22 protein-coding genes and 1 pseudogene are annotated in these 25,080 nt (G+C 71.4%); 11 read left to right on the plus strand and 12 right to left on the minus strand.

What is annotated here, in order from left to right; all coding sequences use genetic code 11:
- Nucleotides 1-61: 61 nt before the first annotated feature.
- A complete protein-coding gene (locus AB6V31_RS04205) occupies nt 62-748 on the minus strand; it encodes a MerR family transcriptional regulator (RefSeq protein WP_056227671.1) in 687 nt (228 codons plus the stop codon).
- Entirely contained in the window at nt 748-1,236 is a 489-nt protein-coding gene (locus AB6V31_RS04210; protein WP_056227667.1) for an FHA domain-containing protein, read from the minus strand. The genes AB6V31_RS04205 and AB6V31_RS04210 overlap by 1 nt, the downstream gene beginning before the upstream one ends.
- Before the next feature lie 295 nt (nt 1,237-1,531).
- On the opposite strand from AB6V31_RS04210, the gene AB6V31_RS04215 reads away from it, so the two are divergent.
- Together AB6V31_RS04215 and lpdA are read left to right on the plus strand one after the other, a co-directional pair.
- A complete protein-coding gene (locus AB6V31_RS04215; protein ID WP_369364267.1) occupies nt 1,532-2,173 on the plus strand; it encodes a copper resistance protein CopC in 642 nt (213 codons plus the stop codon).
- A gap of 9 nt (nt 2,174-2,182) precedes the next feature.
- The gene (lpdA, locus tag AB6V31_RS04220; protein WP_369364269.1) at nt 2,183-3,580 is read left to right on the plus strand and encodes a dihydrolipoyl dehydrogenase; all 1,398 of its coding nucleotides are present in this window, start codon (nt 2,183-2,185) and stop codon (nt 3,578-3,580) included.
- Between the two features lie 59 nt (nt 3,581-3,639).
- Here lpdA and AB6V31_RS04225 read toward each other — a convergent pair whose 3' ends face one another.
- On the minus strand, nt 3,640-4,284 hold the full coding sequence (locus tag AB6V31_RS04225; RefSeq protein ID WP_369364271.1) for a CYTH domain-containing protein: 645 nt from the start codon (nt 4,282-4,284) through the stop codon (nt 3,640-3,642).
- The gene (locus tag AB6V31_RS04230; protein ID WP_056228525.1) at nt 4,281-4,508 is read right to left on the minus strand and encodes a hypothetical protein; all 228 of its coding nucleotides are present in this window, start codon (nt 4,506-4,508) and stop codon (nt 4,281-4,283) included. Before AB6V31_RS04230 ends, AB6V31_RS04225 begins: the two co-directional genes overlap by 4 nt.
- Nucleotides 4,509-4,576: 68 nt before the next feature.
- On the opposite strand from AB6V31_RS04230, the gene AB6V31_RS04235 reads away from it, so the two are divergent.
- Nucleotides 4,577-5,332 (plus strand): glutamine amidotransferase, encoded by a 756-nt coding sequence (locus AB6V31_RS04235; RefSeq protein WP_369364273.1) that lies wholly within the window; start codon nt 4,577-4,579, stop codon nt 5,330-5,332.
- Nucleotides 5,333-5,341: 9 nt separating this feature from the next.
- Here AB6V31_RS04235 and AB6V31_RS04240 read toward each other — a convergent pair whose 3' ends face one another.
- From AB6V31_RS04240 to AB6V31_RS04265, 6 genes are all read right to left on the minus strand, one after another.
- Nucleotides 5,342-6,073: an NAD(P)H-hydrate epimerase gene (locus tag AB6V31_RS04240; RefSeq protein ID WP_369364275.1), complete on the minus strand. Its 732-nt coding sequence runs from the start codon at nt 6,071-6,073 to the stop codon at nt 5,342-5,344.
- On the minus strand, nt 6,066-7,136 hold the full coding sequence (locus AB6V31_RS04245; protein ID WP_056227652.1) for a YhjD/YihY/BrkB family envelope integrity protein: 1,071 nt from the start codon (nt 7,134-7,136) through the stop codon (nt 6,066-6,068). Before AB6V31_RS04245 ends, AB6V31_RS04240 begins: the two co-directional genes overlap by 8 nt.
- A 67-nt stretch (nt 7,137-7,203) precedes the next feature.
- On the minus strand, nt 7,204-7,689 hold the full coding sequence (locus AB6V31_RS04250) for a prepilin peptidase (protein ID WP_369364277.1): 486 nt from the start codon (nt 7,687-7,689) through the stop codon (nt 7,204-7,206).
- Between the two features lie 4 nt (nt 7,690-7,693).
- Nucleotides 7,694-7,990 (minus strand): DUF1905 domain-containing protein, encoded by a 297-nt coding sequence (locus AB6V31_RS04255; protein WP_056227644.1) that lies wholly within the window; start codon nt 7,988-7,990, stop codon nt 7,694-7,696.
- Nucleotides 7,991-8,045: 55 nt separating this feature from the next.
- On the minus strand, nt 8,046-8,474 hold the full coding sequence (locus AB6V31_RS04260; protein ID WP_369364279.1) for a DUF2809 domain-containing protein: 429 nt from the start codon (nt 8,472-8,474) through the stop codon (nt 8,046-8,048).
- A gap of 41 nt (nt 8,475-8,515) precedes the next feature.
- Nucleotides 8,516-9,082: a mismatch-specific DNA-glycosylase gene (locus AB6V31_RS04265; protein ID WP_056227637.1), complete on the minus strand. Its 567-nt coding sequence runs from the start codon at nt 9,080-9,082 to the stop codon at nt 8,516-8,518.
- A 57-nt stretch (nt 9,083-9,139) separates the two neighbouring features.
- Here AB6V31_RS04265 and AB6V31_RS04270 point away from each other — a divergent pair, with 57 nt between their 5' ends.
- The gene (locus tag AB6V31_RS04270) at nt 9,140-9,931 is read left to right on the plus strand and encodes an alpha/beta fold hydrolase (RefSeq protein ID WP_144781980.1); all 792 of its coding nucleotides are present in this window, start codon (nt 9,140-9,142) and stop codon (nt 9,929-9,931) included.
- A 36-nt stretch (nt 9,932-9,967) separates the two neighbouring features.
- On the opposite strand, the gene AB6V31_RS04275 is transcribed toward AB6V31_RS04270, so the two are convergent.
- Complete coding sequence (locus tag AB6V31_RS04275) at nt 9,968-11,980, minus strand: ArnT family glycosyltransferase (RefSeq protein ID WP_369364282.1); 2,013 nt, start codon at nt 11,978-11,980, stop codon at nt 9,968-9,970.
- 82 nt (nt 11,981-12,062) lie between these two features.
- Nucleotides 12,063-13,730 carry a cellulase family glycosylhydrolase gene (locus AB6V31_RS04280; protein ID WP_369364283.1) on the minus strand — a complete coding sequence of 556 codons (1,668 nt, stop codon included), beginning with the start codon at nt 13,728-13,730 and terminating at the stop codon, nt 12,063-12,065.
- A gap of 145 nt (nt 13,731-13,875) precedes the next feature.
- On the opposite strand from AB6V31_RS04280, the gene AB6V31_RS04285 reads away from it, so the two are divergent.
- From AB6V31_RS04285 to AB6V31_RS04315, 7 genes and pseudogenes are all read left to right on the plus strand, one after another.
- Nucleotides 13,876-14,346, plus strand: a complete 471-nt coding sequence (locus AB6V31_RS04285) for an Lrp/AsnC family transcriptional regulator (protein WP_144781983.1) — start codon at nt 13,876-13,878, stop codon at nt 14,344-14,346.
- Nucleotides 14,343-15,737, plus strand: a complete 1,395-nt coding sequence (locus tag AB6V31_RS04290) for an aspartate aminotransferase family protein (protein ID WP_369364285.1) — start codon at nt 14,343-14,345, stop codon at nt 15,735-15,737. Before AB6V31_RS04285 ends, AB6V31_RS04290 begins: the two co-directional genes overlap by 4 nt.
- Before the next feature lie 238 nt (nt 15,738-15,975).
- Nucleotides 15,976-17,331: pseudogene (locus AB6V31_RS04295) on the plus strand (APC family permease); the annotation flags it as partial.
- A gap of 91 nt (nt 17,332-17,422) precedes the next feature.
- Nucleotides 17,423-19,399 (plus strand): ArnT family glycosyltransferase, encoded by a 1,977-nt coding sequence (locus tag AB6V31_RS04300; RefSeq protein WP_369364287.1) that lies wholly within the window; start codon nt 17,423-17,425, stop codon nt 19,397-19,399.
- A gap of 43 nt (nt 19,400-19,442) precedes the next feature.
- Nucleotides 19,443-20,948 (plus strand): DUF3375 domain-containing protein, encoded by a 1,506-nt coding sequence (locus AB6V31_RS04305; RefSeq protein WP_056227612.1) that lies wholly within the window; start codon nt 19,443-19,445, stop codon nt 20,946-20,948.
- Nucleotides 20,941-21,669, plus strand: a complete 729-nt coding sequence (locus AB6V31_RS04310; protein ID WP_074694302.1) for a DUF4194 domain-containing protein — start codon at nt 20,941-20,943, stop codon at nt 21,667-21,669. The genes AB6V31_RS04305 and AB6V31_RS04310 overlap by 8 nt, the downstream gene beginning before the upstream one ends.
- Complete coding sequence (locus tag AB6V31_RS04315; protein ID WP_369364290.1) at nt 21,666-25,013, plus strand: ATP-binding protein; 3,348 nt, start codon at nt 21,666-21,668, stop codon at nt 25,011-25,013. Before AB6V31_RS04310 ends, AB6V31_RS04315 begins: the two co-directional genes overlap by 4 nt.
- Nucleotides 25,014-25,080: the final 67 nt, after the last annotated feature.

The raw sequence follows: 25,080 nt of genomic DNA on the forward strand, positions 1-25,080 counted from the left end.
GCTAGATGAGCGGAGGTCCCCCGGCAATGACATCCGCTCCGAGGGTCGCGGCGTGTCGCGATCAGGACAGGATTCGCTCGAGCGCATCGCGCACGAACATCGCCCGCACCTCGTCGAGGCGGGCCGCGAGCTCGGGAGCGAGCTCGCTCGCCCGGGCCCGCGAGGGCGCATCGGGGCGCCGCAGCAGGGCCGACAGCGCCGACTCCACGAGCGAGACCTCGCGCTCGGCGCTCTGCCGCAGCGAGCGGATGTGGCGCGGCTCGATGCCGTGCCGGTCCAGCGCGACGAGGGCGCGGAGCAGAGTGACCGTCTGCTCGGAATAACTGTCGGCGGCGCTGATCACCCCGGTGCTGACCGCGTCGTTCAACAACTGGGGGCGCGCGCCCGCGGCCGTCAAGAGCTCTTCGCGTCGGTAGCGGCGCGGCGCGCTCGTCATCGACGGGATCGCGGTCGGCGGAGCCGGGTTGCGGCCCGCGTCGAGGTCGGCGAGGTAGTCGCGGATGACGACGAGCGGAAGGTAGTGGTCGCGCTGCAGCGTGAGCGCGAGACGCAGTCGCTCGAGGTCGGCCGGCGAGAACTTGCGGTAGCCGGAGTCGGTGCGCGTCGGCGAGACAATCCCCTGCACCTCGAGGAAGCGCAGCTTGCTCGAGGTGAGTGCCGGGAAATCGGGGGTCAGGCGCGCGAGCACCTGCCCGATGCTGAGCAGCCCCGCAGCCGTCTGTCGACTACGGGAGGGGGCTGCCGCCATCAGTGCTCAGCCGCGGGCAGGTCGGCCGGCGAACCGAAGAAGTTGAGACGGAACTTGCCGATGCGCACCTCGGAGCCGTTGACGAGGGCCGAGCGGTCGACCCGCTCGCCGTTGACGTAGCTGCCGTTGAGCGAGCGCTGGTCGACGATCTCGAACGAGCTGCCCGAGCGGAGGATCTCGGCGTGACGACGCGAGACGGTGACGTCGTCGAAGAAGAGGTCGGCCTCGGGGTGACGGCCGACGGTGGTCACGTCGGTGTCGAGGAGGTAGCGGGCCCCGGTCGTCGGTCCCGAGCGGACGATCAGCAGAGCCGCTCCCGAGGGGAGGGCGTCGATGGCCTCGAGCTCCGCCTCGTTGAGGTCGGCCCCGAAGGGGACGAACGACAGGTCGGCGTCGTGGGTCTGGGTCGTGTCGTGCGACGCCCCGGCTGCGGCGGCGTCGGCCGCGCGCCGGATCTCGTCTCGCTCGAATCGGCTGGTCTCGTCCACGGCTTCTCCTTCATATTCACCATAACCGATCGGTCGCCAACGGCGGGGTCGACCGACTTCGAGCAGGTCACGGTGATGCGTGATGTGTCTGTATTCGCCGAAACCGGGACGCCGCGGTTTGGGGGATGCGGAGGCGGCCGACGAGACACTCGAACCTATCGACCCGAACGGGGCCCTGTCGAGTCCGCTTCACCCTCTGTCGGCGCGCCGTCGCGTTCCTCACCGCCGTCGAGGCGCGCTCGACCCCTGTGCACGCTCCCAGTCCGACCGCTCGGTCCGTCGTTAGGGTCGAAGGGTGACTTCCTCCGTGACGCCCCGCCGACGCCTTCTTCCCGCCGTCCTCGCCGCCGGCCTGCTGGCCGCCGCCGCGCTCTTCGTGCCGGCCTCCCCCGCCGCCGCCCACGACGAGCTCGTCTCGACCGATCCCGCGGCCGGGGCGACGCTCGAGGCCCTCCCGGCGCAGATCACGTTCTCGTACAGCGCCGACGTCCTCACCGACGCCGGCGCGACCGTGATCGAGGTCACCGATTCGTCGGGCGCCTCACTGGCGGAGGGCGCCCCGACCGTCTCGGGCGCCGAGGTGACGCAGGCGCTGCAGGGATCGGCATCCGGAACCGTCACCGTGAAGTGGCGCGTCGTGTCGAGCGACGGCCACCCCATCGACGGCGACTTCGCCTTCTCGGTGCCCGCCGCAGCCGCGACCCCCTCCGCGACCGCGACCCCCACGGCGTCGGCCGGTCCCGCGCCCGCCGAGAGCGCGACCCCGGCGCAGACCCCGAACGCCACTCCCCTGCCGACCGAGAACACCTCGGCGCCCTCTCCCCTGCCCTGGATCCTGCTCGCCGTCCTCCTCGTGATCGTGGCCGGGGTCCTGGTCTACGTCTTCGCCGCCCGCAGCGGTCGCAAGACCGCCGGTGGCGGCACCGCCGGGCGATAGGCTGGAACCATGCCTCATTACGATCTGGTCATTCTTGGTGCGGGTCCCGGCGGGTACGTCGCCGCCGTCCGCGGCGCACAGCTCGGACTGTCGGTCGCGATCGTCGAAGAGAAGTACTGGGGCGGTGTGTGCCTCAACGTGGGCTGCATCCCCTCCAAGGCCCTCCTGCGCAACGCCGACCTCGCGCACACGTTCCACGCGAAGGCCGACCTGTTCGGCATCTCGGGTGACGTCACCTTCGACTTCGGCAAGGCGTTCGACCGCTCGCGCAGCGTCGCCGCCGGCCACGTCAAGGGCATCCACTACCTGATGAAGAAGAACAAGGTCACCGAGTACGAGGGCCGCGGCTCCTTCGCCGACGACCACACGATCGACGTGACCAAGACCGACGGCTCCAAGGAGCAGGTCACCTTCGACAACGTCATCATCGCCACGGGCTCGACCGTGCGCCTCCTCCCCGGCGTCACCCTGTCCGAGAACGTCGTCACCTACGAGGAGCAGATCCTCACCCGCGAGCTCCCCGAGTCGATCGTCATCGTCGGCGCCGGCGCCATCGGCATGGAGTTCGCCTACGTCATGACGAACTACGGCGTGAAGGTCACGATCATCGAGTTCCTCGACCGTGCGCTGCCGAACGAAGACGCCGAGGTCTCGAAAGAGATCCAGAAGCAGTACAAGGGCTACGGCGTCGACATCCTCACCTCGACCAAGGTCGAGTCGGTCACCGACCACGGCGACAAGGTCACCGTCGCCTACACGGCGAAGGACGGCTCGCAGAGCTCGATCGACGCCGACCGCGTGCTCATGTCGATCGGGTTCGCTCCCAAGGTCGACGGCTTCGGTCTCGAGAACACCGGCGTAAAGCTCACCGAGCGCGGCGCCATCGAGATCGACGACCACATGCGCACCAACGTGCCGCACATCTACTCGATCGGCGACGTCACCGCCAAGCTGCAGCTGGCCCACGTGGCCGAGGCGCAGGGCGTCGTGGCCGCCGAGACCATCGCCGGAGCCGAGACGCAGACGCTGGGCGACTACCGCAACATGCCCCGCGCCACCTTCTGCAACCCGCAGGTCGCCTCGTTCGGCCTCACCGAGCAGCAGGCGCGCGACGCCGGTCACGACATCAAGGTCGCGAAGTTCCCCTTCTCGGCCAACGGCAAGGCGAACGGCCTCGGCGAGCCCGTCGGCTTCGTCAAGCTCGTCGCCGACGCCGAGACGCTCGAGCTCATCGGTGGCCACCTCATCGGCCCCGACGTGTCGGAGCTGCTGCCCGAGCTGACCCTCGCGCAGAAGTGGGACCTCACCGCTCTCGAGGCCGCGCGCAACGTGCACACCCACCCGACGCTGTCGGAGGGCCTGCAGGAGGCCTTCCACGGCCTCACGGGGCACATGATCAACCTCTGATCGACTGATCGACGAAGGCCCGCCCGGTTCCCCGGGCGGGCCTTCTCGTTCGTGGGGGCTCAGTGCCCCAGAGCGCGAGCGAGCTTGGAACCGGATGCCGCGTGGCGGCCTCCCGCGGCGAACACGGCCGCGTCGACCGCGGCGAAGAACTCCGCGCGCCCGGCGTCGTCGGACGGACCGGCGGGGCCGAGCTCGACCTCCCACTCCCGCCACGCCGACTCGACGCCGCGTCGTTCGTCGCGCGCCCGGACGCGGTCGTCGACGAACTCGGCGACCTCGTTCCCGTCGGCATCGAGCAGCGCGTAGGCCGTGCGGTGGTTGCGCAGCCGAGCGAGAGGGGTGAACGGGGGCGCGGCGATCGAGGCGACGGCATCCTGAACCGCCGGAGGGACCACCGGTTCGGTGTCGGAATCGCCGTCGGCCTCGAGCGGCCATTGGGTCTCGCGTCGGCCTCCGGCCTCGAGAGGGCCCTTCACGTGCCACCCCTCGTCGGGGCCGCCCGTGCGGCGGCGCACCGCGACGCCCGCCCGCGCCAGGTCGGCCGAGGCGGTGTCGAGGTAGCGCGCGTCGAGGTCGCGGGGTTCGGGGTCCCCGACCCGCGTCACCCCGGGCAGGGCCGACCAGTCGGGCAGGGGCGTTTCATCGTCGACGTCGTACTTCGACTCGACCTCGACGTTCGACGACCCCTTCGGGTCTCCGCTCAATCGTCGCGTCCGTCGGCGTCGGGGTTGATGTCTTCGGTCTCTTCGGAGAAGACGAAGACGGCCTGGGTGGGGCCGTCGGAATCGCCCGTGTTCTCGAGGCCGCCGTCGCGGCGGTAGACGAGCTGGCCCTCGCTGTAGGGCATGATCAGCGTGTCGTCGGACTCGTTCTCGAGCGGGAGAACCTGCCCGTCGAGCGGGCCTCCGGTCAGTCGTGCAATAGCCATGACGTCAGCGTAGACCGCGGCGCCGACACCGCCCGGTACCTTGACAGGGCTCACCTACAATCGCTGGAGTGACCTCGACCGACCTCCCCGGTGACCGCCCCTTCGTGCTGCTGGCCACGCGCGCCGAAGACCTCCCGGCCGACGAGGAATACGCGCTCTTCCTGCGATTCACGGGGCTGCCCCCCGAGCGACTGCGCCGCGTCCGACTCGAGCGCGAGCCGATGCCCGAGATCGACCTCGACGAGGTCTCGGGGATCCTGGTGGGCGGGAGCCCCTTCAACGCCTCCGACCCGGTCGAGCGCAAGTCGCCCGTGCAACGACGCGTCGAGGACGAGATGGCGGCGCTCGTCGACGAGGTCGTGGCACGCGATCATCCGTTCCTCGGGGCCTGTTACGGCGTCGGAACCCTGGGCACGCACCTCGGTGCGCCCATCGACGGCACCTTCGCCGAGCCCATCAGCGTGGTCGACGTGTCTCTCACCGCCGCCGGACGCGAGGACCCCCTCGCCGAGGGGCTGACCGCGACCTTCGCCGCGTTCGTGGGACACAAAGAAGCGATCAGCGCGCTGCCGCCCGCCGCGACCCTGCTCGCGTCGTCGCCCACCTGCCCGGTGCAGATGTTCCGGCTGAAGCAGAACGTCTACGCGACGCAGTTCCACCCCGAGCTCGATCTGGACGGCATCGTCACGCGCATCCACGCCTACGCGTCGTACGGGTACTTCGCCGCCCACGAGCTCGACCTCACCCTGGAGGCCGTGCGCCGCGCGCCCGTGACCGCCCCGTCGCGCCTGCTGCGCACCTTCGTCGAACGCTACGCGCGCTGAGCGGCCCGTTCACGCGCCATCGCGCGGGGTGACCCGCACCACGTCGACCGGGGCGGTGACCGCGGGATGCGCGAGCCTCAGGTAGGGCTCCAGCCCGAGATCGACCAAGTGCACGCGCCCGGCGAGCTCGGGGCCGCGACCCCGCACGAGGCCCGCCTTGAGCGCTCCGAACGTCACCGTCAGATCGGCGGCGAGCACCGCGGCATCCGCCGTGCCGTCGTCGGGGTCCAGACCGCTCGGCAGATCGACCGCGACCACCAGCGGTCGCTGCTCCTGGGCTCGCACGCACTCGACGAGGGCGCGTGCTCCCCCGCGCAGGCGGCGGTCCGCCAAACGTCCGATGCCCAGGATGCCGTCGAGCACGAGCACGTATCCGCCCATCGCCTCGCAGACGTCCGAGGCGGACCGCACGCGCGCTCCCGCGGCCACGGCCGCATCAAGGGCCGCCCGGTGCACGCGGTCGCGCACGAGCACGATGTCGACGCGATCGGCGACGGCGCACAGGTCGGCCGCGGCGTAGAGGGCGTCTCCCCCGTTGTCGCCCGCCCCGGCGAGGACAAGGACCGCCCCCGGCCGATCGGCGAGACGGCGCGCGACGATGTCGGCCAGGGCCGCGGCGGCCCGCCGCATGAGCGGTCGCCCCTCGGCGAGGAGCGGCTTCTCGGCCGCGCGGACCGCGTCGGCGCTGTACGCCGAGATGCGCTCGCCCGCGGCCAGCACTCCGCCCGCGCTCTCACTCATCGCGGGAGCCCGCGCGCACCTCGGCGCGGTCCTCGCGGTCGGCGGCGGCGGGGTCGTTCTTCGCGAGCGTCTCGCGTTCCTTCGCCTCGGCGGCGCGGGCGGCCTCGAGCTCGCCGGTAGCTGCACGCACGGCCTTCTCGGCGCGACGGACGCGGAACTGGATCATCGTCGACGCACCGTACTTCGCACGCACGCGGTCCTGGTCCTCCTCGGTCGCGACGGTGATGTACGCCCCCGCGATGAGGATCACCTGGCTCGAGAGGTTCAGCCACAGCAGCAGGGCGATGAGCGAGGCGAACGTCGCCAGCAGGGGGTTGTTGCCCGCTCCGCCGACGAACAGCCCCGACAGCTGCTGCAGGACGACCAGCCCGACACCGCCGAGCAGGGCACCGCGCAACAGGGTGCGGCGACGGGTCTTGACGCCCGACAGTGCCGCAAACGCCACGGCGACGGCCGCGGTATCGAGCACGAGGACGACGACGGTCGAGAGCAGCCAGGTCAGCACCGCCGTGACCCACGAGTCGGCGGAGATGCCCAGCAGCTCGCGCACGAACGTGAGCCCCGCCGTGGCGAGGAAGGTGACGACGGCCGCCCCGACGAGGGCGACGCCGATGCCGACGGCGACGGCGAGATTGCGCAGGATCACCAGGATCGGAAGCGTGTCGTCGGTGGCGACGCCGGCGATCTGTCGCAGAGCGGAGCGCAGCGACCCGATCGCGCCGATGGCGGCGCCGACCAGACCGAGGATTGCGATGATCCCCGCGACCGTGAACTCCGGCGGGGCCTTGATGTCGCTGACCTTCAGCAGCCCGTCGGGCCCGACCAGGCCCGGGACCACGCTGTTCACGGAACGCTCGAGGGCGGCGATCCCCTCCGGATTGCCCGCGAGCCAGACGGTCGCGAACGAGAAGCCCAGCAGCACCGCGGCGAACAGACTGAACAGCGTGCGGTAGGTCACGCTGTCGGCCAGCATGGGGCCGCGCGCCCCCGAATAGACGAGGAAGGCGCGCACGAGACGGAGCCGCAGGGCCCACGCCGTGACGCGACGGATGAGGTCGGCCATGGCGCCAGGCTAGCGGCGCGCGCGAATGCGTCGTGCGGGGTTGACCGCGCGGGTGCGCAACGACAGCTCAGCCCGGCGGCATCCCTCTCGCCTCGCCGTACCCGACCGCCATCCGCAGCCACGTGCCCAGCAGCAGCCAGGGCCCGTACGCGATCTCTGCGCGCCGGTCGCCTGCGAGCAGCACTCCCCCCGCGGCGACACCGCCGAGCACGAGCGAGAGGAGCAGACCGGATGCCACGGCCTCGGGCCCAAACCATCCGAGCGGCGTCCCGACGAGGGCGGCGAGCTTGACGTCTCCCCCGCCGAACGCCGCGGGGCGGGCGAGATGCAGGGTCAGGGCGACGGCAAAGGCGGCCGCGGCGCCCCCGATCACGCCGAGCGCACGCCCCGGGTCGCCGATCCGCGCCGCCTCGGCCGTCAGCAGCGCTCCCACCAGCGCCGCGGCCGGGAGGACGACGGCATCGGGAAGACGGTGAGAGCGCAGGTCTGTCACGACGAGGGTGAGGCTCGCGGCGGCGAACACTCCGGCGGCGAGACCGAGCAGCACCGGCACGTGCTCAGGCGTCGAGCACGAAGAGGTCGACGCGCACGATCGCCCCGGGATCGATCCCCTCAGCGTCGCGCACCGCGCGTTTGAGAGGCAGGACGTAGACGCCTCCCGTCTGCGGGAAGATCGAGGTGCGGAAGGTGGAGCCGCCGATCGTGGCGTCCACGCGTACGCCGCCGAATCCGCGGCGGAAGGTCTGCGTCTCGCGGATCTCGGCGCTGAGATCGGGCGGCAGGGCGACGAAGTACCAGTCGCTGTCGCTGCGTGCCTCCCACCGGTAGACGTCGCCCTCGAACCGCACTCTCATCGCCCCTGCCCTCCCTCGCCCGAGCAGGTCACGATACCGCCGGTCGGCGACCGGCTCAGGCGCTTCTCCCCTGGGGAGGAGCCCCGGGGCGTCGCGTCTCGCGACGGAGGGCGCGCCCCGTCGCGGCATCCGTCAAGCCGGCGACGACGGCCGCGCACGCGTAGACGACGAGGTCGCGCGCGTCGAACCCCGTGCCGAGCACGAGTGCGACGGGCCGGAACCGCTCCGCGAGGTCGGCGGGGACCCCGGTCGCCTGGAAGAGCTCGACGGCCACGCTCCATCCCCCGGCGACGAGGGCGACGACCAGCGGCCGCAGACGGGGGAACCCGACCACGAGCCCGGCGTAGACCGCGACCGTGTACAGCGCATCGCCCGCGATGTCCGCCGCGTCGCTGGACGGGAGCACGAGGTGCACGACGAGCCCCGCCGCCACGACCACCGCCAGGGCGAGGAGGGCGATCAGGCGACGGCGGGTGGGCGGCATCCTGTCATCGTGGCATGCCCGCGCGCCGGGGCCGGCCGCCCTCAGCGGATCACTCCCGCCGCGCGCGCCGGGTCCGCGTAGGCCCGAGCGAGCGAATCCACGGTGTCGTGCGCGTTGAGGCCGCTGGGGTTGGGCAGCACCCAGGTGGGCACGTCGGCGATCGCCTGCTCCTGCCGTCCCGCGGTCGCGCGGGGCCGCTGGAACCCCTGGCGGTAGGCGGTGAGGCCGACAACTGCGACGGCCCGGGGCCGCCACGCGGCGACCCGCTCGACCAGAGCCGCGGCTCCCGAGCGCAGCTCGTCACGCGAGAGTTCGTCGGCGCGCGCCGTCGCCCGGGCGACGAGGTTCGACACCCCCACCCCGGCGTCGAAGATCATCCGGCGGTCCTCGTCGCCGAGGGGCTCGGAGTACACGGGTAGTCGGGGGAGTATCCCCGCCTTCACCAGCGCGGGCCAGAACCGGTTTCCCGGTCGCGCGAACGGCGTTCCGGTCGCGGCGGTCCACAGCCCCGGGTTGATGCCGACGAAGAGCAGACGTACGCCCGGCTCCACGAGGTCGGGCCGCGTGGCATCCCGGAACGACTCGAGTTCGGCGCGCGTGTATCCCATGAGACCACTATGACCACTACCCCCGGCGAGCGGGCCCGCTCTGCCAGGATCGGAGGAATGGATGCCGTTCCCGCTCTGACCGAGGTTCCCCCCGCGCAATTCGTCATCGTCGGCGACAACGTGCGCCTGGCCACCTACTCGTGGGGCGACGTCGAGGCCGACCCCGTGCTGTGCGTGCACGGCTTCGGTTCGAGCACGCGCGACAACTGGGTCAACACCGGCTGGGTGCGCGACCTGCTGCGCGCCGGCTACCGCGTGATCGCCGTCGACCAGCGCGGTCACGGAGCGAGCGAGAAGCCGCACGACGCCGCGTCCTACACGATGCCCACCCTCGTGTCCGACCTCGTCGCCGTGCTCGACACGTACCTGCTCGATCAGGTCCGTTATCTCGGCTACTCGCTCGGCGGGCGGGTCGGCTGGCAGCTCGCCGTCGACGCCCCCGAACACGTCGAGCGGGCCGTGCTCGGCGGCATCCCGGATGGACGCCCTCTCGCCCGGTTGCAGGTCGATCAGGCCCGCGCCTTCCTCGACCACGGTGAGCCCGTTCAGGATGCCACGACCCAGCGCTACGTCTCGCTCGCCGAACGCGTGCCGGGCAACGACCTGCGCGCCCTCGTCGCGATCGCCGAGGGCATGCGCCTCGGCGAGACCGATCCCGACCCCTCGACGCCGCCGCAGCAGCCCGTGCTGATCGCGACGGGCACGGACGACCCCATCCACGACCAGTCGCAGCACCTGGCAGGGCTCCTCCCCCGCGGCGAGTTCGCAGACATCCCGGGGCGGCACCACGTCAACGCCCCCGGTGCACGGGCGTTCCGCGAGGCGGGCATGGAGTTCCTCGGCCGCTGAGTCACGCGGGCCGGATGCTCCGCCCGAGCGAACCGGTCAGCCGCAGTCGTAGACGGTCGTGGGAGCCGAGCTGTCGGTCGCGCAGTGCTGGGTGACCCAGGTGCGGATCTGCGATGAGGCGGTGGTCGTCGACGCGGCCCCCAGGGACGTGCCCCCTCCCCGTTGGTCCCCGCCGATGACGTAGCGCACCTGGCCGGAGTCGACCAGCGCGGTGAAGGCGTCCAGCGTCGGCACGCCGTCGGTGCCGTTGAAGCCGCCGATGGGCAGGAACGAGCCTCCGTCCGAGGCGAGGATCAGCTGCGCCGCAGATTGCGCCCCAAAGGTCGCCGCCAGGTACGTCGACCCCGTGCTGCGGGCCTGCAGCCACGAGACGAGGGCGCTGTCGTCCGCCCCGCCCGCGCCGAAGCCGCCGCCGCCGAAGCCGGTGGGTGCCCCGCCCGCCGCCCCGCGCGTGCGTGCCGACGACGATCCGCCCGGCGCGGCACCGGTACCGCGACCCGCGCCCTGCCCGGCGCTCTGCCCCGATCCGGGCGCCGCTCCCCCGCCGGGCGCCGCGCCGAATCCCTGGCTGCCGCGCCCCCCGGTCGGCATCCCGCCGGCGAACTCCGCTCCCCCGAAACCGCGACCGCCGAAGCCCGCGGACTCGGCGGCCCCGCCCGCGACCGGGTTGATCGAACTGGGGTGGGCGATGGTCACGGCCGACCACACGGCCGGGGTGAGGAGCAACCCGGTCATCACCGCGACCGTCGTGACCGCGCGCCGGCGGTGCCGCGTCGAGAGCAGCACGATCGCGACGACCGCCGCGACGCCCTGCGCGATCGAGACCGGCACGCTGTACCCGCCCGTGGCCAGGCCGATCCCCAGGGCGGTCGACCCGGCGACAGCGACGATCGCGATCTGCGGCCAGACCCTGCCCGCCCGATGCGCCGCGGCGAGCGCCGTCCCCACGACGAGTGCCAGCGGGACCGCGAGGGCCGCGGTGTAGAACTGGTGCATTCCGGCGACGGTGGAGAACATCGCGGCGAAGGTCGCGAGCCACACGGTCAGCAGCACCGTGAGCGGGCGCGAGAACCGCAGCACCCACAGGACGATGATCCCGACGATCGCCGCGGGGATGAGCCACGCCACCTGGCCCGCGAGCTGGGCGTTGAAGAGGCGCAGCACGCCGGGCTCGCCCGAGAAGGGCGGGGTGAACGACTCGTAGGCCGCGCTGTCGGCCGTGGCCGAGAAGCGACCGAGCCCGTTGTACCCGAACACCATCTCCCACGGGTTGTTCGACAGGGTGCTGCCGATGTAGGGCCGACTCCCGGCGGGGATCATCGAGACGATCGCGACCCACCACAGGGATGCCACGAGGCTCACCGCTCCGGCCAGGGCGAGGTGACCGAGTCGTCGGGCCCAGGACTGCCGGGTGAAGAGGTACGCCAGCGCTAGGGCCGGCCACACCGCCCACGCCTCGAGCTCGTAGAACTGGAACGACAGGCCGATCAGCGCTCCCGCAGCGATCAGCCACCCCAGGCTCCGCGCCTGCACGGCGCGCACCGCCGCCCACGCGGTGAGGGAGAGGCCGAGGACGAAGAAGGTCTCGGGCTGGTTCGAGCGGGCCACCGCGACGAGGATCGGCGTGACAACAGCGATGCTCCCGGCGATGAGTCCGGCACGCTCCCCCGCCAGGCGTCGGGCGGTGACGGCGGTGACGAGGGCGGCGGCGACGGCGGCGAGGGAGTTGGGCAGGATCACCGCCCAGGCGGAGTATCCGAATGCCCGGACGAAGAGGGCCGGGATCCAGAATGAGCCCGGGATCTTGTCGAGGGTGACGGTGCCCGCAGGGTCCACGGCGCCGAAGAAGAAGTTCGACCACGAGCGGCTCATCGACAGCGCGATCGAGGCGTAGTACTCGCTCGGCGCCCCCGCCCACACCTGCCAGCCGGTGAGGACCAGCGCGCCGAGCCCGATGAGGACGAGACCGACGGTCCATCCGCGGGGTCGTCGCAGGCCCGCGATCAGCGGAAGGGTCGGCGTGGGGACGGGAGGAGAAGCAGCGGTCACCGCCGAATCGTAGACAGCGCTTCCCTCACCGCAGCCTTACGGAACCTATGCGCCAGCGATGGATGCTCTCGCCGGGCGTGGATCAGGATGCCGACAGGGTGAGCTTCGCAGGCGACGGTGCCCGCGTGGCGGCGGCCTGCAGCCCGACCCTCACCGTCTGGCCGGGAGCGAGGGTCGCCGCCCAGTCGGCTCCCGTGCACGTCACGCGCCCGGCCGCGACCGAGCATTTCATGCCCCACGCGTTCGACACCGCGGTGGTTCCGGCGGCGTCGAACGAGACCGACCACTTCGTGACGGGACCTGTCGCCGTGACGGTGAGCTCGGCGACGTACCCCTCGCCCCAGGTGCTCTGCGGGACCCAGGTCGCGGTGATGCCGGCCGAAGCTCCCGGGGCCGTCCCGGCGCCCGGCTTCGGGGTGGGTGCGTGGCTCGGCGGCACCGATACCGAGGGCTTCGGGGACGGGGTGGGCGGCTTGGGCGTCGCCGTCGGTGTGGGTGTCGGTGTCGGCGTGAGGCTCGGCCGGGGCGTGGTCTTCGGGGCCGGGGTCGAGGGAATCGGAGCCGGCTGCGGAGCGGGCGCCGCGACCGGCGTCAGGATCGGTGCGAGCGCGGCCAGCTTGGCCTTCTGCGGAGTGCGCCAGTCGTCGGCGACCAGCCCGCCGGTGTCGCCGCTGTTCGGGTTGAACGACCAGTACGCGTAGCTGATCTTCGTCTTGGCCACGTACGCCACGAGCGCGTCGAGCCAGGCCCGGTCGCTCGCGGTCTCGAGCTTCGTGCCGAATTCGCCGAGCAGCACGGGCGCGATGTTCTTGCGCACGAGGTAACCCCAGTTGGCATCCCACACCGCCTCGAGATTGGCGGGATACCCGGATGCCGAGAACCAGGGCTGCGCGAAGACGCTGGCGGGGTAGTCGTGCGGCGAGTAGACCACGCGGTTCTTCACGGCGAGGGTCACGGGCGCGGCCCCGGCGTCTTTCAGACCGCCGCCCCACCAGGTGTTCGAGCCGTCGTTCTGTCGCTCCACGCCCTCGATGATGATCAGCAGGCGAGGGTTGACCCCGAGCACGGCATTGCCGGCGCGCGTGGCCGCCGCGCGCCAATCGCGGGCGGGGTCGCCGCAGTTCCAGCACGCGCCGCCGTGGGGCTCGTTATGCAGGTCGACGCCGATCACCGCGGACTCGTTCTTGTAGCGAGCGGCGAGCATCTTCCAGTCGTCGATCCAGCGTTGTTCGCTGTACTGACCCGTGTACCAGAGCTCGCTCTGCGCCGCCGAGTCGGGGCGGTGGCGATCGAGGATGACCGACAACCCGTGCGCCTTCGCGCGCGCGATGACCGTGTCCATCAGCTGCAGCGGTGTGAGCGACACCAGTCCGGGGTTGACCGCGCCGTTGATCGAGTTCGAGGCCTTCGCCGCGAGGCACTCGTTCGAGAAGGGCAACCGGATGGTGTTGAACCCCATCCCCGCGATCGCGGAGAGGCCGTCGTCGAGCGCGATCGACCACAGTCCGTGCGGGGCGCAGTTCGAGGTCTCCATCCCGAACCAGGCCGTGGCCTTGATGGTGAAGGGGGCCCCGGATGCCGTCACGATCGTCGACCCCTGGGTCGACAGCCACCCGGGCAGCGAGGTCGCAGCCGAGGCGGCCGGAGCGGCGATCGCGCCCGCGGCGACCAGGGTCGCGCCCGCGACGAGCGCCGCCGCGCGGTGCAGCACGCGACACGTGGACGACCAGTTCGTGCGTTTCGCGGACATCGGCACCCCCGCGGTCATCGTACTGGGGGCAGACGCCCCTGCCGCGACCCCGGCGCGAGGGCGACGGTTTCCGCGTCGTTACGGTGTCGTAAATGTCGAGATCATCATTGATCTTGGCGATATCGCGCTGATACCGTCGCCCATCATGACTCCCGTGACCGAACGCAGCCCCGCTCTCGACGCCGTCTCGAAGGCCATCGTCGAGCAGCTGCAGGAAGACGGGCGCCGTTCCTACGCCGAGATCGGCAAGGCCGTCGGCTTGAGCGAGACCGCCACGCGCCAGCGGGTGCAGAAGCTGCAGGACGCCGGCATCCTGCAGATCGTCGCCGTCACCGATCCCCTCCAGCTCGGCTTCGCGCGCCAGGCCATGATCGGCGTACGGGTCTCGGGCGACACCCGCGTCGTGGCGGGGCAGATGACGGCGCTGCCCGGGGTCACCTACGTGGTGTCGACCGCTGGCTCCTTCGATCTGCTCGTCGAGGTCGTCTGCGAGAGCGACGACGACCTGATCGACCTGCTGAACGACCGCATCCGGTCGCTCCCCGACGTCGTCTCGACCGAGACCTTCGTCTATCTCAAGCTCCACCGTCAGCTCTACAACTGGGGAACGCGATGACGCTTTTCGAAACCGACCTCAACACCGACCTCCAGGCCAAGGCCCGCGATCACCTCTGGATGCACTTCTCGCGCCAGTCCACGATGACCGAGGGCCCCGGCGTCCCGATCATCGTCAAGGGCGAGGGCCATCACATCTGGGATGCCGCGGGCAAGAAGTACATCGACGGACTCGCGGGCCTGTTCGTGGTCAACGCCGGTCACGGGCGTCGCCGCATCGCCCAGGCGGCCGCGAAGCAGGCCGAGCAGCTGGCGTTCTTCCCGCTGTGGTCCTACGCCCACCCGGCCGCGATCGAACTGGCCGAGCGACTGGCCGACCTCGCCCCGGGCGACCTGAACCACGTTTTCTTCTCCACCGGCGGAGGAGAGGCGGTCGAGACGGCGTTCAAGCTCGCGAAGCAGTACTGGAAGATCCAGGGCAAGCCCTCGAAGCACAAGGTCATCTCGCGGGCGATCGCATACCACGGCACCACGCAGGGGGCCCTGGCGATCACCGGTCTTCCCGTCATGAAGCACATGTTCGAGCCGGTCACCCCGGGCGGGTTCCGCGTGCCCAACACCAACTACTACCGGGCCGCCGAGTCCGGCTTCGGCGGGGGCACCCCCGAGGAGTTCGGCCTGTGGGCCGCGGATCGCATCGAGCAGATGATCCAGTTCGAGGGACCCGAGACCGTCGCCGCGGTCTTCCTCGAGCCCGTGCAGAACGCCGGTGGGTGCTTCCCCGCCCCGGCCGGCTACTTCCAGCGCGTGCGAGAGATCTGCGACACCTACGACGTGCTGCTCGTCTCCGACGAGGTCATCTGCGCCTTCGGCCGTCTCGGTCACTACTTCGGCGCCTCGGCCTACGACTACCAGCCCGACATGATCACCTTCGCCAAGGCGGTGACGAGCGGATACTCTCCCCTCGGCGGCACCATCGTGAGCGACCGCCTCTACGAACCCTTCGCCCACGGCGACGTGTCGTTCCCCCACGGCTACACCTTCGGCGGTCACCCCGTCTCGGCGGCCGTGGCGCTGGAGAACCTCGACGTCTTCGAAGAAGAGGGCCTGCTCGAGAACGTCCGCCGCAACTCCCCGGTCTTCCGCTCGACCCTCGAGCGCCTCCTCGACCTGCCGATCGTCGGGGACGTCCGCGGCGACGGCTACTTCTTCGGCATCGAGCTGGTGAAGGACAAGACCACGAAAGAGACCTTCGACGACGACGAGTCCGAGCGGCTGCTGCGGGGCTTCTTGTCCAAGGCCCTCTTCGACGCCGGCCTGTACTGCCGAGCGGACGACCGCGGCGACCCGGTCATCCAGCTCGCCCCTCCCCTCACCCTGGGACCGACCGAGTTCGACGAGATCGAGCAGATCCTGCGCTCGGTGCTGCAGGAGGCCTGGACCCGACTCTGACCTCGCGGGGTGCCGGCGCGACCGATGCCGGCATCCCTCCCCCGCCCGCGAGCCGCGCTCGCCGGGCGGTCTTCATCCCGCTCCCACCCCTGAGCGGTGCTCACGATGCTGTACCCGACACCATCCCGATCGCGCACCCGAGCGCGATCCGCACCCTCCAGGAGGAGCCACGAACGAGAACACCCGCGCCGCCGCCCCCACGGCGAACTCCGGCGCCACGCTCGCCCGCACCCTCGGCCTTTGGTCGATCGTCGGTCTGGGTCTGGGGTACATGACCCCGACCGTCGTCTTCGACACCTTCGGTCTCGTCGCCGACAAGACGAACAACGTCGTCCCGGCCGCCTACGCCGTGGCCCTCGTCGTCCTCGTCTTCACCGCCGTCAGCTACGGCAAGATGGTCCGCGTCATCCCGAGCGCCGGCTCCGCGTACACCTACGCGCGCGAGTCCATCCACCCCGGCGTCGGCTTCGTGGTGGGCTGGACGGCCCTCATCGACTACATGCTGCTGCCGATGGTGAACGCCCTCATCCTCCGCAGCTACATGGAGGCGTTGTTCCCCGACGTCCCGGGCTGGATCTGGGTCGTCGTCTTCACCGCGGGTGTGACCGGAGTCATCTACCTGACCATGCGCGGCACCTCGAACGTGAACATGATCCTCCTCGTGTTCTCGATCCTCGTGATGACCGTGTTCGTCGTCATGGTCGTGGTGCAGCTGGTCGGCGGGGCGGGGGCCGGGACTCCGGTGTCGATCGCCCCCTTCGCCCACAGCGACGTGCAGTTCGGCGCGGTTCTGGCCGGAGCCACGGTCGTGTGCTTCTCGTTCATCGGGTTCGATGCGGTGTCGATGTACTCCGAAGAGGCGAAGACGCCCAAGATCATGCCGCGCGCGATCCTCCTCACCCTGGTGGTCGGCGGCCTGATCTTCCTGATCGCCTCGTACGTGACGCAGCTGCGCTTCCCCGACTCGACCGCCTTCCCGCAGGAGGCGATCGAGGACAGCACCCTGCCCGAGATCGGCGTGCAGGTCGGCGGACCGGTCCTGCAGGCGGTGCTGACCGCCGCCGGGTTCGCCGCGACCCTCGCGTCGTGGTTGGCGTCGCACGCCTCGGTGTCGCGCATGCTCATGGTGATGGGACGCAACAACGTGCTCCCCCGCAAGGTCTTCGGCTACATCAACCCCCGCACCCACACCCCGACGCTGTCGATCGTCATCGTCGGCCTCGTGAGCCTCTTCGCGATCTCGTTCACCCTCGAGCAGATCGCGGCGTACATCAACTACGGCGCCCTGGTGGCGTTCACCTTCGTCAACATCTCGGTGATCGCCTGGTTCGCCGTCCGCAAGGGACTCCGCAAGACCCCGGCCGACATCGCGCGTTACATCGTCATGCCCGCGATCGGCATGCTGCTCACCGGTCTGCTGTGGATCAACCTCGACATGCACGCCCTCGTGGGCGGTCTGATCTGGACGGGCATCGGGGTGGTGTACCTCGTCGTCCTGACGCGCGGGTTCCGCCGACCCATCGCCTCGTTCGACGAGAACCAGCCGGTCACGGGCGTCTCCAAGACCGTCGCCGGGCCGCGCTCCGAGGTCTGACCGGTCGCCGCTGTGGGTGCGTCATCCACCCACACCCGCGACATAGGCGATTGATATCCGCTCCCGTTATCGCCGGGGGATTCTGTGCGTCGTGACCTCTCCCGTCCCTCTCGCGCGCTGGTGGCGTGAACCCTGGTGGGCCCGGATCTCGCTGACGCTGATCGTCGCGGCATTCGTCGTGCTCACCTGCTGGAATCTCGCGCGCGGCGGAGACTTCTCGTTCTACGAGGCGTCCGCGCGGTCGATGTCGCAGTCATGGCACGCCCTCTTCTTCGGCGCCTTCGATCCGGATGCCACCGTCACCCTCGACAAGCTCAGCGGCTTCGCTGTGCCCCAGGCGCTGAGCATCCGCCTGTTCGGCATGTCGATCTCGGCGATCGCCCTGCCGCAGGTCGTCGAGGGCGCGGTGACCGTCGTGGCGTGCGCTGTGCTCGCGCGGCGGTGGGGCGGACGGGGCGCGGGCCTCGTCGCGGCGGCCGCCGCCGCATCGACCCCCATCTTCGTATCGATGTTCGCCCATCCGATGGAGGACGGACTGCTGACGATGGCCCTCGCGGTCGCCCTGGTGTGGTGGCAGCGCGCGATCCTCACCTCGACCTGGTGGCCGCTCGTCCTGTGCGCTCTCTTCATCGGTGTGGGATTCCAGGCCAAGATGATGGCCGCGTGGTTCCTGCTACCCGCCCTCATCGCCGGCACGCTGGCGGCGACCGAGGGATGGCGTCGCGGCCTGGTGCGCGCCGGGGCGCTCACGGGCGCCGCCGTCGTGGCATCCGTCGCGTGGATCACGATCGTCGCGCTGGTTCCCGCGGGCTCCCGTCCCTACGTGGACGGTTCGACGAACGACGACGTCTTCGCGATGGTGTTCGGGTACAACGGCCTGGATCGCTTCGTGCCGGGGGCCGTTCCCGGCTCGGTCGGCGCCCCGACGTCGGTAGGCGGGCTCGGCGCGACCCTCGCCGCGATCGGACACGCCCTGACCACGCACGCCCCCGCGAGCTCGGGGGGTTCGCCGACGCTCACGAAGCTGCTCGAGTTGCCCCTGGTCACCCAGATCGGGTGGCTGTACCCGGCGGCGCTCGCGGGGATCGCCCTCGGCATCTGGCGTCACCGGCCCCGGCGGGGGCGTCCTCTCGCGCGGGCCTCCGCGACGCGCTCCCCCCTCGTGGTGGTCGCCGCCGTGTGGTTCGCGACGGCCGCGGCCGTGCTCACCCTCGCCCACGTTCCGCACACCGCCTACGTGGCGGCTCTCGGCGTTCCGATGGTGCTGCTCGTCGTCGTCGCGTGGGTCGAGGGGGTGCGGCTGCTTCGTTCCGCGCGAACGAGCGTGCGGCTCGTGCTTCCGGCGGTCGTCGTCGTCCAGTCGATCTGGTGGGCCGTCCTCATCGCCGAAGCCCGCCTCCCCGAGGTGTTGCTCATCCCCGCGGTGGCGGTGGGCGCGGTGGGACTCGCGATCGGCGCCGTCGCCGCCCTGTCGCCGCCGGCCGCACTCCCCCGCGTCCGCTGCGTCGCCCCCGCCGCTCTCGCCGTCGCTCTGCTCTGCCTGCCCATCGCGACGAGTCTGCAGGTCATCGACGACGCCCGTGACGGCAGCGGGGGCGATGCCTACGTCGGCGTCACCGCCCGCGGCGGCCACCCCGACGAGACCTTCACGGTGTCGGCGCCGGCGCCCTGGGGCGGTAGTCCGCAGATGAGTCCCGCCGTCGCGCAGATCGTGCAGGCGGCCCGCGAGCACGGCGGTGGCGCGAACGGCCTGCCCCTCTTCGTGACCGACTCCTGGGCGCTGTCGTCCCAGGTGATCGACGCCACCGGGGCGAGCGTCCTCACCGACGGCGGCTACAGCGGGCACGTCCCGGTCTTCACCACCGAGGAGCTCGACCAGATGGTCCGCAGCGGCCGCGCGCGGCTCTTCGTCGTGGCATCCGGGGCTCCCGAGGGCGATCCGGTGCGACGGGTGGCGACGGGGCCCGGATGCCACGAGGTCGATGACTGGAACTTCAGCCAGGCGAAGGAGGGCGGCGAGGTCGACAAGGTGACCGGTGCGACCCTTTACGCGTGCACATCGGGGTGACGGCCGCCACGGCGCGCGCCGCGCCGCCGGTAGACTTCAGCCAGTGAGCAGCACCCGAACCGAAGCCGCGTACCTGCGCTCGGTGACGGCGTTCAAGAACCCGACGCTCGATCTGCTGCACGGGCGCTTCGCCCCGTTCGTCGTCGCGGTGCTGTCGATCGTGTTCACCCCCGATCGCCCCGCCGTCGCGGTCGCCGACGCCCACGTCGAAGTCGCCGAGGCGATCGACGAACTGCGCGCCGCCGGCATCGACACCGACGACGACCGCCGCATCCCCGCCGGTACCGCGCGTGAGATCTGCCGCGGGTGGGTGCGCGTGGGCTGGCTCGGCCTGCAGATCGAAGACGACGTCGAGGTCTACCGCCTGTCGGCGCACGCCGTCGGTGCCCTCGAGATCGCCGGTCGTGCGGGCGGCGGCCGGGCGCGGGTCTCGCGCTCGCGCGTGCGGACGCTGCTCGACGCCGTCGACCGCCTCGCGCGCGACGCCGAGAGCGATCCCGCGCGGCGCCGAGAGGCCCTGCTCGAGGAACGGGCGGCTCTGGATGCCGAGATCGCGGCGCTCGACGGGGGCGTCGTCGAACCGCTCGACGACGACCACCTGCTCGAAGAGGCCGAGAACGTCATCCACCTCGCGCGCGAACTGCCGGCCGATTTCTCGCGCGTGGCCGAATCCATCGCCGCGATGCAGCGCGACGTCGTGGCCGAACTCCGTCGTGATGTGCGCCCCACCGGCGATGTGCTGCGCGAGTACCTCGAGCGCGGTCGCCAGGTGATGCAGGCGACCCCCGAGGGCCGGGCGTTCCAGGGAGCGCTGCGCCTGATCGGCGACCCCGAGAACATTGACGACCTCACCGACCAGCTGCACGCCGTGCTCACCCAGCCGTTCTCGCGCCTGATGACCCCCGAGCAGCGCGGAGAGCTCGACGCGATCGCCAGGCGCGTCGAGGCCGGCGTGCAGGAGGTGCTCACCGCCCAGCGACGCGCATCGCACGTCATCACCGCGCAGGTGCGCACGCACGACCCGATCCGCGACCGGCAGGTCGACGATCTGCTGCGCTCGGTCATGGCGGGTCTGCACCGCTGGAGCCAGACCCGCTCCCCCGGGCGCGTCGAACCGGTGCGCACCCTACCCCTCGCCGACATCGGGCACCTGCGCCGCTCGCTCGGCGACGTGCGTCCTCCCGGGGCGCCGGCGCCGTTGGCATCCGGAGACTCCGACGTCGAGTTCGTCGACGCCGACACGCGCGCGTGGGGCGGCCCGCACTACGCCGAACTCGAGGCGTACGTGGCCACGCTTCCCGGGGGCTTCGACCTCGCGACGGCCTTCGCCGGAGCGGATGCCGAGACCCGGCGCCCGGTCGACCTCGTCGGCCTGCTCGAGATCGTCCACCGCGAGGGCCTGGTCGAGACAGACGACGTCTCGATCGTCGAGGCCGTCCGTCCCGACGGCACCACCCGGCGCTTCGCCTTCGGCGCGGTCATCGCCGCGCCCTCTCGCGTCTCGGACGCGGAACCCCCGACTGCCACAGAAACGGATGCCGATGACTGACATCGACCCGTCCGCCCCTGACACGGACACCCCCGCCTTCATCGCCCCGGTAGCCATGGAGAACGACCCCGACGCGCTGTTCGCGGGCGACCGCGGCACGCTCGACGCCGACGTGCGGCGCGTGCTCGTGCGCATCCTGCAGCGGCGCTTCCTCGTGGCCGACAACTCGCCCGCCGAGTGGAAGCTGCTGCTCGAGCACCAGCAGATGATCGAGTCGCGCCTGAACGACCTGTTCGTGCGCCTCGTCGTCGACCACGCCCGCGGCGTCGCCTACAAGGAGCAGGTGCGCAGCGACGACGTCGACGTGCCGATCCTGTTGAAGGACGAGGCGTACTCGCGCGCCGAGACGCTCGTGCTCGTCTACCTGCGCACGGTGTTCCAGCGCGAGACGACCGCCGGCACGGCATCCGCCCGCGTCGACGTCGAAGAGGTCGAGCAGACCGTGCTCACTTACTTCAGCGAGACCGACGGCACCCGCGCGAGCCAGCAGCGGGCCGTCCGCACCGCGATCGCGCGCCTCGACCGCGAGGGCATCATCGAAGAGGAGTCCGAGGGGCGCTACCGCATCGGGCCGCTCATCGAGATCGTGCTCAGCGCCGAGGTGCTGCGCGATCTGCAGCGGTGGTTGGAGGAGCAGACACGGGATGCCGACACCCCGGCGCCCCTGATCGATGACGCCGAGGCCGTGGCATCCGGAATCCTCGAGGAGGAGCGCGCATGACCATGCTCGAGACGCTGTTCGGGCTCATCCCCGCGGCCTCCCGCGGGCAGCAGTGGGTCGCCGAAGACCTGCAGCTGATCAACTGGGGCGGATACGACGGCACGCACCGCGTGCGCTTCGCGCCGACCGCGACGCTCCTGTGCGGCGGATCGGGCTCGGGCAAGTCCACGCTCATGGACGCGTACGTCGCACTGATGATGCCGCACACGACCCCCTTCAACGGCGCCTCGAACGGCGCGGTCGTGGGTCGCCCGCGCGGCCAGGAGCAGCGCAACATCCTCTCCTACGGCCGCGGCAAGCTCGACGAGTCGCGCACCGACGAGGGCACCAAAGTGCGGGTGCTGCGCGGCGACGGGGTCGACACGTGGACCGCGATCGGCATGACCTGGGCCGACCACGACGGCGCGCGCTTCACGGCGGTGCGGGCCTGGTACTTCCCCGCCGCCGCCCGCACGCTCGACGACGCCGTCAAGGTGCGCGCGACCGTGCACGGGGCGTTCGACCTGCGCCAGCTCGAGCGCGCGGCGCAGAGCCACCTCTCCGACTCGGCCGTGCGGGCGGCGGGCCTCGACACCCTCGCGACCGACCGCGAGTTCTCGGCGCGGCTGCACGCCGTGCTCGGCATCGGCGCGGCGGGAGCGGGCTCGAAGGCGATGAGCCTGCTCGCGCGCATCCAGGCCGGTCAGCAGATCACCACCGTCGACGACCTCTACAAGCGCATGGTGCTCGAAGAGCCCGAGACGCTCGCCGTGGCCGACGCGGTCGTCACGCACTTCGACGGGCTCGAGTCGACGCGCACGCGCATGCTCGAGGCCCGCCAGCAGGTGCGGGCCCTGCAACCGATCCGCGGCATGAAGACGCGCATCGACGACGCCGCCGAGCGCCTGCGCCTGATCGACGCGCTCGGGCGCTTCGGCGACCCCGAGTCGCGCGCCTCGCTCTGGCGCGCGCAGCGACGGGTCGACCTGCTCGAAGCGGTCGAGGCCGAGCTGCGCGACCGCACGCACGCCACCGACGCGCTCGTGCGCGAACGCCAGGCCCTCGCCGACGCGGCAGAGGCCGAACGCGAGGCACTGGGCGACGTGCTGCGCGCGGCGGGCGGCGACCGGCTCGACGCGGCGCAGCGCGAACTGCGGACCCTCGAGCGGCGCCTCGCGGGCATGCAGCGCGACCGCGAACGGTTCGAAGCGGCCCTCGCCGTGCTCTCGGTCGAGGTCGCCACCGAGAAGCAGTTCACCGCGCTCGTCGCCGAAGCGCGGCGCACCCTCGCCGACACGGATGCCAAGAGCGCGGTGCGCGACGCCTTCGTCGCCGCCAGCAGCCGGCACACCGACCTGCGCCAGCAGCTCGCCGCCCTCGAGACCGAGCACCGGCGCACGCAGACCCGCGACGACAACATCCCCCCGCGTCTGCACGAGGCGCGCGAGGCGCTGGCCGAGGCCGCGGGGCTCACCGCCGCCGAGCTGCCCTTCGTCGCCGAGCTCGTCGACGTGCGCACCGAGTTCGAACCGTGGCGCGGGGCGTTCACCCTCGCGCTGGGCGGGTTCGCGACGACGCTGCTCGTCGACGCCGCGCACCTCTCTGCGTTCCGCGCCGCGATCGACAGCGTGCGACTCTCGGAGCGCCTCCGGTTCGAGGGTGTTCCTACCGACCTCCCCGAGCGCGGGGCGCTGGACCCGGCGACCCTGCCCGGGCGCCTGGAGTTCCGCTCCTCGCCCTTCACCGGCTGGCTGCAGGACCGCCTCGAGCAGCAGTTCGCGTTCGTCTGCGTGGATGCCGCGTCGGAGCTCTCACAGCACCGCATGGCGCTCACGATCTCGGGCCAGACGAGCCAGGGCGCCCGCGGCGCCCACGGCGGCTCGGCGCGGCAGAGCATCCTCGGTTTCTCGTCCCGCGTGCGCCTCACCGAGCTCGGCGAGCAGATCGTCACCGTCCGGCGCGACCTCACCGCCGCCAAGGCCGCGGTCGACGAGGCCGCCGCCGCCCTCGACGCCTTCGACGACCGGCGCGGCGCCCTCGAGAAGATCGCGGACCTGTCGTGGGACCAGGTCGACGTGGCATCCGTCGAACGCGATCTCGACCGCTGGAACGAAACCGTCGTCGAGGTCACCGCGGGAAACCCCCGCATCGCCGAGCTGCAGGAGCAGATCTCGGGCGCGAAGGCCCGCGTCGCGCGCCTGCGCGAGGAGATCGGCGGAGCCAAGACCGAGCAGCAGACCCTCGCCGCACGCTGGGCCGAGACCACCGACGACGTGGATGCCGCGCAGATCCTGCTCGAACGGGCCGAGGACCGCGATATGACGCTCACCCCCGACGAGGTCGCGTACCTCGACGGGCTGTTCGTGGCGCCCTCCGGCGATGACGTCTCGCCCTCGCAGCGGCTCGCGCGGTTCGACGCCGCCCTCGAGTCGGCGTCGAAGCGTCTGCTCGAGGAACAGCGTGCGACCCAGGAGACGTGGAGCGACCAGCGCGAGAGCCTGCGCCGCACGATGACCGCGTTCACCGACCGGTGGCCGAGCCCCAACCTGCTCGCCGACCCCGATGAGGCGCTCGGCGACTTCGAGCGGATCCTCAGCGAGCTCGAGGCCAGCGGCCTGCACGAACTCGAAGCGGAATGGCGCGACTCGCTGCTGCGCCTGTCGGGCAACGACCTCACGAGCCTCGACTCGGCGCTCACGCGCGCCCTGCGCGAGATCCGCGAGCGCATCGCCCCGATCAACGACATCATGCAGGACCTGCCGTTCTACGACGACGACCACCGCCTCCAGATCGTTCCGCGCGAGAGCCAGTCGGAGGTGCGCAAGCGCTTCCGCCGCGAGCTGCGCGACGTTCGCGCGGCGATCGACGCGGCCTCGACAGACGAGGAGCGCGAGGGCGTGTACGGGCGCATGGCGCGGTTGATCAACCGCATCCGCCCCACCGCCCCCGACTTCGCCGACCTCGTCGACGTGCGCAACCACGTGCGGGTCAGCGCCGAGCGCTTCCGCGCCGACACGGGCGAGCACGTGGCGCTCTACGACCACATCGGCGAGAAGTCGGGCGGCGAATCGCAGGAGCTCATCGCCTTCATCGTGGGTGCGGCCCTGCGCTACCAGCTCGGGGACGCCGGATCGGAGCGCCCGCGCTACGCCCCCGTCTTCCTCGACGAGGCGCTCATCAAGGCCGACGCGCACTTCACCAAGCGCGCGATCGGCGCCTGGCGCGGCCTCGGCTTCCAGCTCGTCATCGGTGCACCGAACGACAAGTACAGCGCGATCGAGCCGCACGTCGACGTCGAGTACGACATCCTCAAGGACACCCGCGGGCGCTCGTGGGCGAAGGCGAAGGTGGGCGTTCCGGGCTGATCCGTCGCGCACCCTCAACGGATTACGCAACCTCCGTCGTCACGGGGGTGTCCCCGGCTGAGGATAT

This window comes from Microbacterium sp. 16-032 (assembly GCF_041079455.1).
Classification (GTDB): domain Bacteria; phylum Actinomycetota; class Actinomycetes; order Actinomycetales; family Microbacteriaceae; genus Microbacterium; species Microbacterium testaceum_A.

What these genes read in the sequence shown, in the direction of transcription:
- AB6V31_RS04315 (WP_369364290.1), top strand. Translation starts at nt 21,666, where the DNA reads ATGACCATGCTCGAGACGCTGTTCGGGCTCATCCCCGCGGCCTCCCGC.
- AB6V31_RS04255 (WP_056227644.1), bottom strand. Translation starts at nt 7,990, where the DNA reads ATGAGAGTGCGGTTCGAGGGCGACGTCTACCGGTGGGAGGCACGCAGC.
- AB6V31_RS04265 (WP_056227637.1), bottom strand. Translation starts at nt 9,082, where the DNA reads ATGGGATACACGCGCGCCGAACTCGAGTCGTTCCGGGATGCCACGCGG.
- AB6V31_RS04270 (WP_144781980.1), top strand. Translation starts at nt 9,140, where the DNA reads ATGGATGCCGTTCCCGCTCTGACCGAGGTTCCCCCCGCGCAATTCGTC.
- AB6V31_RS04285 (WP_144781983.1), top strand. Translation starts at nt 13,876, where the DNA reads ATGACTCCCGTGACCGAACGCAGCCCCGCTCTCGACGCCGTCTCGAAG.
- AB6V31_RS04205 (WP_056227671.1), bottom strand. Translation starts at nt 748, where the DNA reads ATGGCGGCAGCCCCCTCCCGTAGTCGACAGACGGCTGCGGGGCTGCTC.
- AB6V31_RS04240 (WP_369364275.1), bottom strand. Translation starts at nt 6,073, where the DNA reads ATGAGTGAGAGCGCGGGCGGAGTGCTGGCCGCGGGCGAGCGCATCTCG.
- AB6V31_RS04280 (WP_369364283.1), bottom strand. Translation starts at nt 13,730, where the DNA reads ATGTCCGCGAAACGCACGAACTGGTCGTCCACGTGTCGCGTGCTGCAC.
- AB6V31_RS04230 (WP_056228525.1), bottom strand. Translation starts at nt 4,508, where the DNA reads ATGGCTATTGCACGACTGACCGGAGGCCCGCTCGACGGGCAGGTTCTC.
- AB6V31_RS04310 (WP_074694302.1), top strand. Translation starts at nt 20,941, where the DNA reads ATGACTGACATCGACCCGTCCGCCCCTGACACGGACACCCCCGCCTTC.
- AB6V31_RS04290 (WP_369364285.1), top strand. Translation starts at nt 14,343, where the DNA reads ATGACGCTTTTCGAAACCGACCTCAACACCGACCTCCAGGCCAAGGCC.
- AB6V31_RS04245 (WP_056227652.1), bottom strand. Translation starts at nt 7,136, where the DNA reads ATGGCCGACCTCATCCGTCGCGTCACGGCGTGGGCCCTGCGGCTCCGT.
- AB6V31_RS04260 (WP_369364279.1), bottom strand. Translation starts at nt 8,474, where the DNA reads ATGCCGCCCACCCGCCGTCGCCTGATCGCCCTCCTCGCCCTGGCGGTG.
- lpdA (WP_369364269.1), top strand. Translation starts at nt 2,183, where the DNA reads ATGCCTCATTACGATCTGGTCATTCTTGGTGCGGGTCCCGGCGGGTAC.